The sequence below is a fragment of the Mesorhizobium wenxiniae genome, assembly GCF_002284535.1.
GTDB classification, from domain to species: Bacteria; Pseudomonadota; Alphaproteobacteria; order Rhizobiales; family Rhizobiaceae; genus Mesorhizobium; species Mesorhizobium wenxiniae.
Window position 1 is genome coordinate 656,238 of sequence record NZ_NPKH01000020.1, and the last position, 15,502, is coordinate 671,739.

12 protein-coding genes and 1 pseudogene are annotated in these 15,502 nt (G+C 62.5%); 5 read left to right on the forward strand and 8 right to left on the reverse strand.

Annotation, left to right across the window (positions count from 1 at the left end):
* The first annotated feature begins 2 nt into the window (after window positions 1-2).
* Both fdh3B and CIT31_RS13445 read left to right on the forward strand, forming a co-directional pair.
* Window positions 3-599: a formate dehydrogenase FDH3 subunit beta gene (gene fdh3B / locus CIT31_RS13440; protein WP_095518967.1), complete on the forward strand. Its 597-nt coding sequence runs from the start codon at window positions 3-5 to the stop codon at window positions 597-599.
* Between the two features lie 53 nt (window positions 600-652).
* Complete coding sequence (locus CIT31_RS13445) at window positions 653-1,669, forward strand: formate dehydrogenase subunit gamma (RefSeq protein WP_095518968.1); 1,017 nt, start codon at window positions 653-655, stop codon at window positions 1,667-1,669.
* 115 nt (window positions 1,670-1,784) lie between these two features.
* On the opposite strand, the gene CIT31_RS13450 is transcribed toward CIT31_RS13445, so the two are convergent.
* Together CIT31_RS13450 and CIT31_RS13455 are read right to left on the reverse strand one after the other, a co-directional pair.
* Window positions 1,785-2,006: a hypothetical protein gene (locus tag CIT31_RS13450; protein ID WP_095518969.1), complete on the reverse strand. Its 222-nt coding sequence runs from the start codon at window positions 2,004-2,006 to the stop codon at window positions 1,785-1,787.
* 45 nt (window positions 2,007-2,051) lie between these two features.
* The gene (locus CIT31_RS13455; protein WP_095518970.1) at window positions 2,052-2,717 is read right to left on the reverse strand and encodes a hypothetical protein; all 666 of its coding nucleotides are present in this window, start codon (window positions 2,715-2,717) and stop codon (window positions 2,052-2,054) included.
* A 463-nt stretch (window positions 2,718-3,180) separates the two neighbouring features.
* On the opposite strand from CIT31_RS13455, the pseudogene CIT31_RS35870 reads away from it, so the two are divergent.
* The 3 genes and pseudogenes from CIT31_RS35870 to CIT31_RS13465 form a co-directional block, all read left to right on the forward strand.
* Window positions 3,181-3,425, forward strand: a pseudogene (locus CIT31_RS35870) (hypothetical protein); the annotation flags it as partial.
* A gap of 784 nt (window positions 3,426-4,209) precedes the next feature.
* A complete protein-coding gene (locus CIT31_RS13460; protein WP_245316221.1) occupies window positions 4,210-5,421 on the forward strand; it encodes an efflux RND transporter periplasmic adaptor subunit in 1,212 nt (403 codons plus the stop codon).
* Window positions 5,418-8,600: an efflux RND transporter permease subunit gene (locus CIT31_RS13465; RefSeq protein WP_095518971.1), complete on the forward strand. Its 3,183-nt coding sequence runs from the start codon at window positions 5,418-5,420 to the stop codon at window positions 8,598-8,600. Before CIT31_RS13460 ends, CIT31_RS13465 begins: the two co-directional genes overlap by 4 nt.
* A gap of 977 nt (window positions 8,601-9,577) precedes the next feature.
* Here the strand turns inward: CIT31_RS13465 and CIT31_RS13470 are convergent.
* From CIT31_RS13470 to CIT31_RS13495, 6 genes are all read right to left on the reverse strand, one after another.
* Entirely contained in the window at window positions 9,578-10,657 is a 1,080-nt protein-coding gene (locus tag CIT31_RS13470) for an ABC transporter ATP-binding protein (RefSeq protein ID WP_095518972.1), read from the reverse strand.
* Between the two features lie 11 nt (window positions 10,658-10,668).
* Window positions 10,669-11,481 carry a carbohydrate ABC transporter permease gene (locus tag CIT31_RS13475; protein ID WP_095518973.1) on the reverse strand — a complete coding sequence of 271 codons (813 nt, stop codon included), beginning with the start codon at window positions 11,479-11,481 and terminating at the stop codon, window positions 10,669-10,671.
* Window positions 11,478-12,326: a carbohydrate ABC transporter permease gene (locus CIT31_RS13480; RefSeq protein ID WP_095518974.1), complete on the reverse strand. Its 849-nt coding sequence runs from the start codon at window positions 12,324-12,326 to the stop codon at window positions 11,478-11,480. The genes CIT31_RS13475 and CIT31_RS13480 overlap by 4 nt, the downstream gene beginning before the upstream one ends.
* 100 nt (window positions 12,327-12,426) lie before the next feature.
* Window positions 12,427-13,722, reverse strand: a complete 1,296-nt coding sequence (locus tag CIT31_RS13485; RefSeq protein ID WP_425350601.1) for an ABC transporter substrate-binding protein — start codon at window positions 13,720-13,722, stop codon at window positions 12,427-12,429.
* 29 nt (window positions 13,723-13,751) lie between these two features.
* The gene (locus tag CIT31_RS13490; protein WP_095518975.1) at window positions 13,752-14,759 is read right to left on the reverse strand and encodes a Gfo/Idh/MocA family protein; all 1,008 of its coding nucleotides are present in this window, start codon (window positions 14,757-14,759) and stop codon (window positions 13,752-13,754) included.
* Window positions 14,756-15,469 (reverse strand): N-acetylmannosamine-6-phosphate 2-epimerase, encoded by a 714-nt coding sequence (locus CIT31_RS13495; RefSeq protein ID WP_095518976.1) that lies wholly within the window; start codon window positions 15,467-15,469, stop codon window positions 14,756-14,758. The genes CIT31_RS13490 and CIT31_RS13495 overlap by 4 nt, the downstream gene beginning before the upstream one ends.
* Window positions 15,470-15,502 lie beyond the last annotated feature (33 nt).

Consider the following 15,502-nt stretch of genomic DNA (forward strand, 5'->3'; position numbering starts at 1 on the left):
AAATGGCCCGGATGAAATTCCTTTGCGACGCTGATCGTTGCATCGAGTGCAATGCCTGCGTCACCGCCTGCAAGAACGAGCACGACGTGCCTTGGGGCATCAACCGCCGCCGCGTCGTCACCATCAATGACGGCAAGCCCGGCGAACGCTCCGTCTCGATGGCGTGCATGCATTGCACCGACGCGCCCTGCGCGGCGGTCTGTCCGGTCGACTGCTTCTATACCACGGCGGACGCGGTGGTGCTCCACTCCAAGGATCTGTGCATCGGATGCGGCTATTGCTTCTACGCCTGCCCATTCGGCGCGCCGCAATATCCTCGTGTGGGCAACTTCGGTTCGCGCGGCAAGATGGACAAATGCACCTTCTGCGCCGCCGGCCCGGAAGAGGATTCCACCGAAATTGAATATGCCAAATACGGAGCCAACCGGCTGGCCGAAGGCAAGCTGCCGCTTTGCGCCGAAATGTGTTCAACCAAGTCGCTCCTGGCCGGCGACGGGGAGATCATCGCGGCGATCTACAAGGAGCGTGTAACGCAGCGTGGCTATGGTTCGGGAGCCTGGGGCTGGCAGACGGCCTATCGAGAAACAATCAATGTCTAGGAGGTAGTCGGGCTCGTCCCGCGCGCAACGGAGCTATTACGGAGGACGGAAAAATGCCGGACAACTGGCTTGGTCGAGCGACGCCGCAGGCTATCGCAGCGTTCATGACACTCACGCTGCTGGTCGCAGCGCCTGTCTACGCGCAAGCCCCATCCGGGAGCAACCCGACCGCCCAGGCTGTGAGCGAACGGCAGCTTCTTGATGAGCTGCAAAAGATCGAGGGGCGCGTCACCCTGCCCAATACAGCCGCCGGCTTGCTCGAGCAACCGCAAGGCCGCGATTACCGCACCTTCCACGAGGGCTGGCTGCCGTGGATCGGCGGCATCGCGATTCTCGGCATTTTGCTGCTGCTGGCGCTGTTCTATTTCTACAGGGGCCGCATCCGCACACTGGCGCCCGAATCGAGCGTAAGGATTTTGCGCTTCGGTGCTCTGGAGCGGCTAACCCACTGGATGACTGCCACGGCGTTCATCATCCTAGCCATCACCGGCCTGAACTTTATCTTCGGCAAGCGTCTGCTGATGCCGCTGATCGGGGCCGATGCATTTTCAACCTGGTCGATTTGGGCGAAATACGCCCACGACTTCGTCGCGTGGGCGTTTATGCTCGGCATATTAGTCATGCTGGTGACATGGGCCTGGGACAACCTTCCGGATCGCCATGACGCTCATTGGCTCAGAGTCGGCGGCGGCTTTTTCGACAAAACCAACAGGACGCATCCGCCGGCCGGACGTTTCAATACCGGCCAGAAGCTCATCTTCTGGGCCGTCGTCCTGGGCGGAATTGCGATGTCGATATCGGGCATATTCATGCTGTTTCCGTTCGCATTCGCCGACATAAACGGCATGCAGACGGCCCAGTATATTCATGCGACTGTGGGCATAATTCTGATCGCTGTTCTTATCGCTCACATTTATATCGGCACGCTCGGGATGGAAGGCGCCTATGAAGCAATGGGTTCGGGCACGGTCGATATGAACTGGGCGAAGGAGCATCATAGCCTTTGGGTTGAAGGGCAGGAGGCGAAAGGTACAATACAGCCCCGCTCGGCGGCCGAAGCGGCCGAATAGTGCTTCTGCGCAAAACCGAAATGCGCGGGCCCTTGGTCCGGGCATTTCTTGGCATCCTCGTTGGGCTTTCATTGCGCGAGGCGGTGCCTTCGAACCCACGTCAACGAGCGAAGGGCTAGGAAGGCGTCTCCTCCCCGCCCGCGGCTGCGGTGGAGTTGTCGCCCGGCTCGCCCGTCCAGTTTTGACCAACCAGATTGTGTCCCGGATCGCCCACGCGAGTGCTCTCGCTGCTGTAAACCTGCCATGCTGGCTGTTGCTGCTGCGCGCTCAGAAGAAAATAGCCCGCCCCGAGCGCAATTGCGATCGAAACGACAATTCCGGTCAAGATCATACCCATCCCGCCTTCTCCCTTTCTCACCTGCTCAAAGTCGCAGTCATGCTCTCATTTCGGCGTCTGCGTCTGCTGCGCTGGATCCTGCCCCGTCGCAGGTGGATTGCCAGATCCGGATGACTGGGGGACCTCACCGGATTTTTGCTGAAACTGCAGGTCGAGCGCCGCCAGTGAAAGCAACGGCGGCGGCATGGCGACGCCGGCCACTCTCATTTGCCGCGCGGTCTTCTGACATTGTGCAATGTCATTGGCGGCGGCCAGTTCCTCCGCTTTCGCGACATCTATCACGGAATCCTTGGGGGTGCTCGACGTATCGGAGGGGGGCAACGGCGCGGCCCTGCTTTCCTTCTGGGGCGCGTTCGTGGCCGATCCGCTGGCCACCTTCTCCTTGTTCGGTTGTGGAGAGTCGCTGGCAACTCCAGATTGCCCCGTAATTTTCTGCGCCGAGCCCGTCTCCGGCTTGGCGGGCGCGGCTGCGCTGCTAGTAGATGTGCCAGCTTGCTGAGCCGGGGCAGCAGCGGTCGGGGTAGCCGCTTCGGCAGGCGCCTTCATGAAGGCGAGGAGCTCTTGGCAGAGATTTGCGGGCCCGCCTGCCTGCTGGGCAACAGGCATAGCAGTGTCGGCTGCTGGAGCCGTACCCTCGGGGGCAGTGCTCGTCTGCGCCAGCGATGTTGACGCCGACAGCACGACGATTCCTGCGAGAACCATTTCTTTCATCGCTTTGCTCCTTCCCTAATGAAAGTCACCCGCTTGGCTGACAACATAACGCCGGAGGGTGCCCGAACGATCCATGGACTTGCAAGGCCTAACCTGCCCCGCAATTCGGCCGCGGTCTCGCCGGCGGCCTTCATGGATTTTGGCCCAACGAATGCACCCCGCCCCCGCAGCAGAACCTGAAACGCGGCGTTACGGCGACCTTTCGGACCTGAGAAAGCCGACATGTGCTAACGTTCTGTCGATATCGTGATGGGCGACGCCGATCAGCGGCAGTCGAGCTACCGCCTGCTCACGCCCCGAATGGGATCTTGATCAACGTCGCCAAGGTATCGCGGCAGGGCCTAAGCAATGATCGAATCGCCTGTCTCGGTGCCGGTTGATCTGTGGCCGCCGGCCACCACGACCAGGTCCTGACGCCCGTCCGCACCCTGGGAAGTAAAGGGAGTTGCCCTGTCCGCCGGCCGTAGTAAACAGCGACGCCGACCAGGTCATCGTCGCCAAGCTGGGAACCATCATCCAGGAGCGCTGCCGGCTATTTCGTACGTGAGCGGAGGCCTCGAAAGTCCACAGATTCGCAGCCTGGTCTGCGAGATTCTAGAGGGTGGCGAGGCCGCCTTTCGAGACGATCCGAGGCCGCGACCGCTTTCTCCACTGGGTACAAGCATGCCATTAGCAAGGAGATCGATGGTTGCTATCGCGGCCGTCTAGTGTCGCAGTCCGACATGTTCTCGCTTGTTGGCTTTTCTAGCTCGTCTAATATTCGCGTCGATGACTCGTCTGTTTCGTCAGCTGGCCAACTTCTTCAGAATTGCTTTCATGGACGCCAAGCAAGTAAGACCAAGCAGCGTCACCGACGCCATGCCGTATGGCAGGTTTGCCGGCATAGGCATTGGGGTCGCGGTAGCGTCACTTCTCTAATTGCAGAGTGCATCCTTCACGATTGTCACGCCACAGCAGCACGCTTCCGATAAGGTGCTTGACCGGTTCGACCTCACCCTCGTTCGCGCCATACATGCGCGCTTATCGACGATCTTTTTTCCAAACTGCAGGAGAGACGAGCGGACGTGCGGTTGTCACGTCCAAGTGCTATGCGGGTGGTGCAATAGAGTTTCGGAGTGTCGCAAACGTCCAATCTGCCGATTTCATCGAAGCCTATATCGCCGCCTATAACCGCAGGATGAGAAGCAGGTCGGACCTCTATGCGAGAGCGGCCCTGTTCCTCCCGACAGAACCGCCGCACGTCGGGATGCGCAATGGCTCGTCAGATCCGCTTTAGCTCGAGCGCATGGCGATGCCTAAGCAGCGGATAAACGCGAGATGTGCGTTCGCGCTCCCCGGTTAGCCGCTTCGTTGTCAAGGTTGATGATGTTCGATGTTTGTTCTATAGCAAGCTGTCGGTTGTGGTGGTCAGTTCAAAAAATTGATTTGTGCGGCACACCCGCTGCCTAGATGTTACGGACTTCGCATAAAGGGCCGATTACGAGGGGTAACCATGGTTCACACTGCACGCCTCCGCCACGATTCTCTGGCCGCCCCCTCCAGCAGAAACGTCCCTGCAAAATGGCTCGCCGCCGCGGCCTTCGCGGCGATCGGCTTGCTCGCGGCCCCGGCCGCACAGGCGCAAGAAGCGCCTCCCGCGCCCGTCGTCACGGTAGCCAAGCCGCTGGTGCGCGATATCGTCGAGGACGATGAGTTCGTCGGCCGTTTCGAAGCCGTCGACCAGGTTTCGCTGCGCTCCCGCGTCGGCGGCTATCTCGACCGGGTCCATTTCCAGGACGGTACGCTGGTCAAGCAGGGCGACCTCCTGTTCACCATCGACCAGCGGCCGTTCAAGGCGGCGCTGAACCAGGCGCAGGCGCAGGTCGACTCGGCCAAGACCCTGGTCGAATTCAGCAAGATGCAGTTCGAGCGCGCCGAGACCCTGTCGCGCGAAGGCAACATACCGGTTTCGACACTGGACGACCGCCGCCGCGAATATCTCGCCGCCCAAGCGCAACTGGACGGCGCGGAGGCGGCACTTGAAAACGCAAGTCTCGATCTCGAATTCACCGAGATCAAGGCGCCGTTTTCCGGCCGGGTCGACCGCCGGCTCATCTCGCCGGGCAATCTGGTGCAGGCCGACCAGACCGTGCTGACCACCATCGTCTCGATCGACCCGATCGACTTCTATTTCGACATCGATGAGCGGACCTACTTCGCTTATGCGCGCGACGCCCGCGAGCGCGGCGGCGTCATGCAGGAGGGCGCCGGCGGCGTCGATGTTGTCGTCCGTGTCGCCGACCGTGATGAAGCGACGTTCAAGGGCAAGCTCGACTTCGCCGAGAACCGTCTGGACGAAGCTACCGGCACGATGCGGGCCAGGGCGCGCTTCGACAACAAGGACGGCGTGCTGCAGCCGGGCATGTTCGGCCGCATCAACGTGCCCGGCTCGCTGCCGCATCCGGGCGTGCTTCTGCCTGACGAGGCGATCGGCGCCGACCAGAACCGCCGCATCGTCTTCGTTGTCGACGAGGCAGGCCTGATCTCGGCCAAGCCGGTCCGCACCGGCCCGCGCATCGACGGCTATCGCGTTATCCGCGAGGGCCTCACCGGCGAAGAGACCGTGGTAGTCAACGGGCTGGTGCGAGTGCGGCCGGGCGTCACCGTCAAGTCCGAGATGACCACGTTGCCGCCCAAGGTTGAAGCCGAAGGGCAGACGCAATGAACTTCGCCCATTTCTTCGTCAACCGCCCGATCTTCGCGGTGGTGCTGTCGATCGTGCTCGTGCTCGTCGGCGGCATCGCCTATACGCAGCTTCCGGTCGCCCAATATCCCGAAATCGCGCCACCGACCATCGTGGTGCGCGCCTCCTATCCGGGCGCCGACGCCGAGACGGTCGCCGCGACCGTGGCGACGCCGATCGAACAGGAAATCAACGGCGTCGAGCACATGCTCTACATGTCGTCCTATTCCTCCGGCGAAGGCTCGATGTCGCTCACCATCACCTTCCGCCCCGGCACCGATCTCGACGCGGCGCAGGTGCTGGTCCAGAACCGCGTCTCGATCGCCGAAGCGCGCCTGCCGGAAGAGGTGCGCCGGCTCGGCATCACCACGGCGAAAAGTTCGCCCGACCTGATGATGGTCATCCATATGCTGTCGCCCGACGACACATATGATCAGCTCTACGTCTCGAATTATGCGCGTTCGCGCGTGCGCGACGTCCTGCTGAGGCTGGACGGCGTCGGCGACGTGCAGATCTTCGGCGAGCGCGAATATTCGCTGCGCGTCTGGCTCGACCCGGAAAAGCTGTCCGCCTACGGCATGACCGCAGGCGACGTAGTCCAGGCGCTGCGCGACCAGAACGTCCAGGTGTCGGGCGGCTCGATCGGCGCGCCGCCGATTGGCGACGGCTCGGCCTTCCAGTATACGGTCACCACGCAAGGGCGCTTCGAAGACGCGCGCGACTTCCGCTACGTTATAGTCAAGTCGACCAAGGACGGCCGCTTGATCTCCCTGCAGGACGTGGCGCGCATAGAGCTCGGCGCCAGGGACTACGTCACCAATTCCTATCTCAACAACAAGGCGGCGGTGGCGCTCGGCATCTTCCAGCGGCCGGGCACCAATGCCTTGGCCTCGGCGGAAGAAATCCAGGAGACCATCGCGGAGCTTTCGGAGGATTTCCCGGAGGGGCTGGCCTACGAGATCATCTACAATCCAACCGAGTTCATCGCCGAATCTATCAACGAGGTCTATGTCACCATCGCCGAGGCGATCCTGCTGGTGGTGATCGTCATCATCGTGTTCCTGCAGTCGTGGCGCATGGCGATCGTGCCGATCGTGGCGATACCGGTCTCGCTGATCGGCACGCTTGCCGTGCTGCTCGCCTTCGGCTTCTCGCTCAACATGCTCACTCTGTTCGGGCTGGTGCTGGCGGTCGGCATCGTTGTCGACGACGCCATCGTGGTTGTGGAAAATATCGAGCGGAACATCCGGCTGGGGCTCGCTCCGCGCGCCGCTGCGCACAAGACCATGGATGAAGTGGGAAACGCGGTCCTCGCGATCTCGCTGGTGCTGATCTCCGTCTTCGTTCCGGCGGCTTTCATTCCCGGGATTTCCGGCCAGTTCTACCTGCAGTTCGCCATCACCATCGCGGTCTCCACCGCGATCTCCGCATTCAACTCGCTGACGCTTTCGCCGGCTCTCGCTGGCGTGCTTTTCAAGCCGCACAGCGAGGAACATTCGAACTTCTTCCTGGCAAGGTTCGGCCGCGCTCTGGCGAACGGGTTCAACAACGGGTTCGACAGGATGGCGGACGGCTATGCGTGGCTGGTGCACAGGCTGGTCGGCACGACTCTGGCGCTTGCCGCCATGCTGCTCCTCTTCGCAGGCCTGCTCTACGCGACCTATCACATGCTGCAGACGGTGCCGCGCGGCTTCATCCCGAACATGGACCAGGGGTATGCGATCGTCGTCGTGCAGTTGCCGGAGGGCTCTTCGCTCGCCCGAACGGACGCAGTCATCCAGAAGGCGTCGGATATCATCCGCGAGACGCCGGGTGTCGCCAACGCCGTCGCCTTCGCAGGATTCAACGGCGCGACATTCACCAACGCCAGCAATTCCGGCGTGATCTTCGCGCCATTCAAGAGCTTCGAGGAACGGCTCGAGAGCGGCGATACTTCCGACAAGATCATCGGCACGCTGTTTGGCAGCCTGCAAGGCATCCAGGAGGCCTTCATCATCGCGCTGCCGCCGCCGCCAGTGCGGGGCATCGGCAACTCCGGCGGCTTCAAGATGATGCTCCAGGAGCGCAACAGCGCCGACATGCGGCCGATTCTGGCGCTGGCCAACGAAATCGCCGGCAAGGCCAACCAGACGCCCGGGTTGATGGGCGTCTTCACCACCTTCTCGGCCTCCAGCCCGCAATTCTTCCTGGCGATCGACCGCGACAAGGCGCGGATGCTGAACGTGCCGATCCCCAACATCTTCGAGACGCTGTCGATCAATCTAGGCACCGCCTATGTCAACGATTTCAACGCCTTCGGTCGCGTCTACCAGGTGCGGGCGCAAGCCGACCAGGCTTTCCGCATCGATCGCGACGACATATTGAAGCTGAAGGTGCGCTCGGCGGCCGGCGACCTGGTGCCGCTCGGCACACTCGTCGAGATCCGCGACGTCACCGGTCCCTCGCTCGTGCAACGCTACAACATGTATGTCTCCGTGCCGCTTCAGGGCAATGCAGCGCCGGGTGTCGCCACGGGCACGGCGCTCGACCTGATGGAGGGGATCGCAGCCGAATCGCTGCCGCAGGGCACTTCCTTCGAATGGACTGAACTCGCCTTCCAGGAGCGGCAGACCGGCAACACGGCGGTCTTCATCTTCGGCCTGTCGGTTCTGTTCGTCTTTCTGGCGCTCGCCGCGCTATACGAAAGCTGGATTACGCCCTTCGCCATCGTGCTTATCGTCCCGCTCAGCGTGCTGGCCGCCCTCTTGGGCGTCGCCTTCCGCGGTCTCGACAACAACATCCTCGTGCAGATCGGGCTGATCGTGCTCATCGGCCTGGCGGCGAAGAACGCGATCCTGATCGTCGAGTTCGCGCGCCAAGGTGAGGAGCGCGGCCTTGACGCCGTCGAGGCGGCTGTCGAGGCCTGCCGGCTGCGGCTGCGGCCGATCCTAATGACGGCATTCGCCTTCATCCTGGGCGTGGTGCCGCTAGTGATCGCCAGCGGGCCTGGCGCGGAAATGCGCCAATCGCTCGGCACGGCCGTGTTCTCCGGCATGCTGGGCGTGACGTTGTTCGGCCTCTTCCTGACGCCGGTCTTCTACGTTGCTCTGCGCAGGACATTCCGGCGCAGGCGGCCTGAAGCCGGCCCGACCCTGGCTTCCGAGAGCGGCGCAGCCGAGTAGACGCCGAGCCGATGAGGCGCCGAGCTACCCCAACTCGAACCCGAAAGGCCGCAGATCTGGTGTCTGGCGCTGCGCTCCCTCGCCTGCTTGCATCGGCGCTACCTCCTCGGCCGGTCGCCCAAGCGCATTGGAATTCGCCGGTCGTCTCCGCATGGCCGCCTACGGCCGGGACAGCCGTTTCAATACGAGATGGACCGGCAAGTAGGCGACCAGGGGCAGGAGCACCATGTACAGGCCGAGATACAATGCATGGCGGCAAGATCTTCTGCGGCTCCGGACCAAGCCCGTGCACCCAGTTGATGTTCTCGTCGGGCCGGGTGAATCAGTAACTTGCAACCATTACCACCCAGGCGAGAGCGGTCTGCGCTTTGAACGCGCGGCGGTCGTAGCCTTGCCGGATCAGCATGAAAATAATGATGGCCGGCATGAACAAATGAAAGCCGGACAGCGCCCTCGCATATGCGGGCTCCCTTGGATCGAACATAAGGCAGCGAGCCCGGTCAGCTTGCCGCCGGTCACGAAGACGGCAAGAATTGCCATTGTGGAAATCGCCCCCAAAACGCCGCCAGGAACTGGTTCGACGGACGGCCGCTTGAGATATTTTTCCACTCGCTCCTTCGCGATTTGGCTTTTGGGAACGTTTCATCTCCACATCCTCCCTGTATGCCCCGGCGTATGTCCCGGAAAAATTCGAGCCAAATCAGAATGATGCAAATCGGCCTTAAGCCGTTTGATTTAATGGTGGGCCCGGAGGATGGTTGGAAACCGTGAAAAATCAGACCCTTGACAATCAGTGGAACTGTCGGGTGTTCAAATCTTATCCAATGCTTTTCGATGTTTCTGTCCCACCGCATTTGCCGCGTGGTCGCTTGACGTGCTCCGGGAACGGCGTGACCTCGGAGAAGCGACCGTCACACCAGATCGCGTTGGCGACCGACGAGGCCTCCTGCTGCCAAAAGCTTCCTGGCCGTTTTCGCCTACCCGAGCCTGGCGCCGGAGGCGGGGTCGAACAGCAGGGCTTTGTCGAGATCCAGTTCGAGGCCGAGGCTGCCGCCCTGCACCGCCATGCCCGCCGGCGTACGGATAACTGACGGATGACCCTGGATATTGAGCGTCACGATGTCCTCCGGCCCCGTCGGCTCGACGAGATCGACGGTCGCGGACAGGGTCGGGCCGGCCTTGGCCGTTATCCGAATGTTCTCGGGGCGCAGCCCGAGGATCGCGGCGCCTGTGTGAACGGTCGCACCGGTGGCCATCGAAAGCGATAGGTCGATACCGGACGCAGGGATCGTGAAGCGCAGTCCGCCTTTGTGGCCGGACACCGCGCCTTGGATCAGCGTAATGGGCGGCGAACCAATGAAGCGAGCAACGAACAGATTGGCCGGATTGAAATAGATCTCGTGCGGCGAGCCTACCTGCTGCACGACGCCGTGGTTGAGGATGACGATCTTGGTCGCCAGCGTCATCGCCTCTATCTGGTCGTGGGTGACATAGACCATCGTGCGCCTGATCCGCTGATGGAGCCGCTTAATCTCGGCGCGCAGGTCGCCACGCAGGGCCGCATCGAGATTAGACAGCGGCTCGTCGAACAGGAACAGTCTCGGATCGCGGACCAATGCGCGCCCGATGGCCACGCGCTGGCGCTGACCGCCGGAGAGTTCCCTCGGCCGCCGCTCCAGCAGCGCCTCTATCTTGAGGACGGCCGCCACGCGATCGACGCTGTCGGCGATGTCGTTCTGCGAGAGCCCACGCATCTTCAGTGGAAAGCCGATGTTCTCCCGCACCGACATGGTCGGATAGAGCGCGTAGGACTGGAAGACCATGGCAACGTCGCGCTCGCGCGCCGGGAGATCGGTGACGTCCTTGTCGCCGATGACTATCGAGCCGCCGTCGATCTCGTGGAGCCCGGCGATGGCATGCAGCAGCGTGGACTTGCCGCAGCCGGAAGGCCCGAGTAGCACGACGAACGCGCCGTCCTCCACCTCGATCGAGATGTCGTCGAGAACGGTGACGGCGCCGTAGGACTTTTCGACGTTGCGTATCGAGAGCTGCGCCATGTAATCTCCAATCAGCCCTTCACGCTGCCGAGCGTCATGCCGCGCACGATCTGGCCCTGGACGAGCATGCCGAGCACAAGCATCGGCAGCATGATGAGCGTAGCCGCCGCCGTCAGGGCGCCCCACTGGATGCCCTGAAAGGTAAGGAAGGAGGTGATGCTCACGGGCAGCGTCTGTGTGTTGCGGCCCGACAACGTCAGGGCGACGAAGAACTCGTTCCAGGTGAACAGCACGCAGAGAATAAGCGTCGCCACCACGCCGCCGCGCGCCGCCGGCAGATAGATGCGCCAGAAGATGGAAAATTCCCTCGCGCCGTCGACGCGTGCCGCGTCACGTAGTTCGCGCGGAATGTCGTCGAAGAAGGTGATCAGCAGGGAGATGGCGAAAGGAACATTGATGAAGGCATAGACGGCGATCAGCAGCCAGTGCTGGTTGAGCGCGCCGAGGCGCACTGCGAAATAGTAGACCGGAATGACGAAGACCAGCGCCGGCGCGATGCGCAGGCTCAGGATGAACTTCTCCTGGCCGCGCCGCTTCTCTGCGTCCTGCTGGGTGATTCCGTATGCCGCGATCGCGCCGATCGCGACGGCTAGTGCGCTGGCTGAAAGCGAGATCACGAAACTGTTGGCGAACGCTCGCAGGAAGGTCTTGTTCGCGAGAATCGTGCGGAAGTTGTCGAGGGTCGGCTCGAACAGCCACACCGGCGGGATGGCGAAGGCGTCGCCGGGCAGTTTGAACGATGTCGCGACGACCCAATAGAGCGGAAAGAGCACCGCGGCGAGAAGGACAACCAGTCCGACATAGAAGAAGAGACGCCGGATCATGTGCGCTCGCCCTTCCTCGGGAACAGCACGCCGTACATGGCGAGCAGGGCCACGTTGGTGAAGATCGTAAGGATCAGGGCGACGGTGATGGCGTAGGAAATCTCGAAATTGGTGAAGGCTACGACATAGCCGTAGAAGTTCAACGTCTCGGTCGAGAGCGCGGGACCTCCCCGCGTCATGATGTAGAACAGGTCGAACGCCTTGATGCTGTCGATGGCGCGGATCAGAGCGACGATCGCGATCGCGCGGCGCAGCATCGGCAAAAGCACGTACCAGGTGACCTGCCATTCGCGCGCGCCGTCGACGCGCGCGGCATCGAGAGGATCGGAAGGCGCCGAATCGAGCGCGGCCATCGACAGGAGGATGACGAAAGGCGTCCACTGCCAGACATCGGCGATCAGCACCGAAAAGAGGGCGACCTGCGGGCTGCCCAGCCAGTCCATCGCACCGATGCCGAGGCGCGAAAGAAGGTAATTGGCCATGCCCGACGCCGGATCGAAGATGAACCGCCATGTGAGACCGACGACGACCGGCGTCATGATGATCGGGACGAGGAGAAGCGTCCGAACGATCCGCTTGAGCGCGAAGTTCCTGTCGAGAAACAAGACGATCGCCAGTCCGAGGACAACCTCGATCGACGTTGCGAGCACAGTGAAGAGGACGGTCCGCCAAAGCGCCCAGAGTCCGCGCGGATCGGCAAAGAAACGGATGTAGTTGTCGAGACCGACGAAAGTGTCGCGCCCTGCCCGCATGAGCGACAGGTCCCGGAGCGATAGCCAGACGACATAGAGGGTGAGCACCAGCGACGTGATGCTGAGCACCATCACGATCGGCTGATAGAACATCCGAGATGGATCGGTTCGCTTCACCACGACAACCTGTTCCGGAATGAAAGGACCCTGCCGCGCCCAGGGAGGTCGGCGCGGCAGGGTATGATCGGCCGCCTTAGCGCCCGATCGCTGCGTTGTTGGCTTCGTCGGCTTCCTTCAGCGCATCCGCGGCCGATGCCGTGCCGGCGAGCGCCTTGGAAACGGCTATGCCGGTGTTGTTAATGACCTCGTTGGCCTGCTCAATCGTCGGCAGATACTGGGGGTTGCCTTGGTTGATCGCGGCAATCATCGCATCCTTAAAGGCGCCGTATCGCTTGCCGAAAGATTTACCGTTGAGCGCGGTGAGCGAGGTGACGCCCGAATTCGGATCGGTCTCCATCGACTTCACCTGCTGCTCCTTGGCCGTCGCCCAGGCGGCAAACAGAGTCGCTGCCTCCTGGTTCTGCGAGTCAGCGGTCACATAAAGGCTGTGCACGGCAAGCGACGAGGAGCCACCCTTGGGTGACGAGGACTTCATGGGCACAGGAACGTAGCCTATCTTGCCCACGACGCTGGAGGCCGCCGGATCCTCGTTGTAGGCGCCGTTGACCGTGGCATCGAGGGTTATCGCCGCCTTGCCTTGCTGGAACAGGAGACGGTTTTCTTCCCAGCCGAAATTGGCGACGCCAACGGGACCGTAGGAATTCAGGACGCGGGTGAAGGCCTCAAGCGCTGCCGTGCCTTCCGGCGTGGCGAGCGCCGACTTGCCGCTGTCGTCGAGGAACGAGCCGCCGAAGCCCCACAGATAGGCAGCCCAGACATAGACGCCCTGGATGCCCTGCTGGCCGCGCATGGTAATGCCGGCGATCTCCTTGTTGGTCTTATCGGAAATCGTCTTTGCGGCATTCTCGATGTCGTCGAACGTCTTCGGCTCGCTGAGGCCGTGCTGCTCGAACAGGTCCTTACGGTACATAACGAAGGTGCTCTCACCGTATACCGGGAGCCCGTACACCTTGCCGTCTACGACATTGGTGTTGAAGTAGCCGGGGACGAAATCCGCCTTGTCGAACTGGTCGGTGTGCTTGGCGAGGTTCTGGTCCAGCGGCACGATGTAGCCATTCTTCAAGAAGCCCGGAATGTAGATGATGTTGTTCTGAACGACGTCGTAGCGGCCAGACTTGGAGGACAATTCCAGCAGCATCTTGGCCGTGATGTCCTGCTCCGGCACCACTTCCAGCGCGACGTCGATACCAGTAAGCGTCTTGAACTCCGGCAGCATCTTCTGGATGGCATCCGTGGTGGGATGGCCTTCCATCAGCACCGAGAGCTGCACCCCATCGAACGGCTTGTCCTGTGCCGTGGCCGGGGCAGAAAGGCCCGAAAGCATCGCCGCGGCCGCGGTCGTTGCAAGAAATTCGCGTCTGTTCAGCATGTTGGTTCTCCCATTGTTGTGAGTGGCGTTCAGCCGAGGCGCACGACCTCACCGGTCTCTGCGGAACGGATCATTGCGAGCGTGAGCTCCAGCGAGCGGAGCGCATCTTCTCCCGATGCAACTGGGCGATCGGCTCCCTCCAACCATTCGAGGACGGCCAGGAGCTGCTGGCGAAGGTCGCCGCCGACACGACCGGCCAGTGTTGGCCAGTGCTGTGTGTCCATCTCCTGCGAACGGTCATTGTCGGCGAAGTAGAGGCCGCTGTCGCCACACTGGACTTCGAACGAGCCTTCCGTGCCGATCAGTTCGAGGCGCGCATCGATCATGTGCCGCGCTCCGGAAGGCAGCGACCAGGCGCTTTCGAAGTTGACCACCGTGCCGTCCGAGAAACGGGCGATGGCGGCGATGCTGTCCTGGGTGCCGGTCGGTCCGAGCAAGCGGTCCGTCTGCTGCGCATAGACGGAAACCGGATGCTGACCGCGTAGCATCCACAGGACGAGATCGACGTCATGGACGGTGACATGCAGCGCCAAGGGAAGCTTGCCGGCATAGCGCTTCGGACCCTCGGTGCGTGCGCTGTTGCGGCGGGCGTAGAGATGAATTGGCGCGCCGATCCTCCCCTCATCGATCAGTTCCTTGGCGCGGGCGTAGCGAGGATCGAAGCGCAGAAGGTAGCCCACACCGAGCTTCACGCGGGCGTCGCGGGCCGCGGCGATGATGGCCTTGGCATCGTCCACGGTCGAGGCGATCGGCTTTTCGATGAAAAGGTTCACGCCCTTGGCGGCGACCGCTTCCGCCGGCGCGCGGTGGAGATTGTCGGGCGTGCAGATGCTGACCAGGTCCAACTTCTCGGCGGCGAGCAGCTCGTCGTGGCTGGCATAAACCTTGGCGTTGCCGCAGCGCGCCGCTACCGCCCTCGCGAGTTCGACATTCGGATCGACGACCGCCGCCAGTTTGCAGTTCGGCGCGCTCGAGAAAATCGACGCGTGCATCGACCCCATGAATCCTGCACCGATGACGGCGACGCGACGGGTCATGACGGGACCTTTCTCTGCGGGGTGGCCGCTTGTCGCCCAGCGATGGACCGGGCGAAGCGCTGCGTGATCAGCGTTGGGCGCGTGATCGCGCTGCCGACGACGACGAAGCTGGCACCAAGGTCGAAACACTGCAGCGCTTCGTCGGTCGTCCAGATGCGACCCTCGGCGACAAAGGAGATACCGGCGCGGCCAAGTGCGCGCATCAGACCGAAGTCCGGACCCTCATCCGCAGGTGTATAGCTGGTGTAACCGGCCATGGTGGTGCTGACCAGGTCGGCGCCAGCCGTAACCGCGGCACGGGCTTCCTCGACCGTGCTGATGTCGGCCATCGACAGCGCGCCGGATTCGGCGATGGCTGCGACCATTTCAACGACGGATGCCGGCCGCGGCCGGGCCGTCCCATCGAACGCGATGATGTCGGCTCCCGCCCGGGCAATCGCCCGTGCATCCTCGATGGAGGGGGTGATGTAGATTTCGGTGTCGGCGCGCGCGGTCTTGACCAGGCCGATGACGGGGACTGCGACGCACGCTCTCACCGCTTCGACATTCGCCAGACCCTCCGTGCGGATGGCGCTCGCGCCCCCCTCGACCACGGCGGCGGCAATCGCCGCGAGGTGTGTCGGCGCCGCCAGCGGCGTTCCGGCGTCAGCCTGGCATGAGACGACGAGCGTCCCGTAAAGGCTGTCAGGCAAAAGCTTTGTCAACGTCAACGACCCGATTTCCGTCTGCCGTCATGTGGCGGA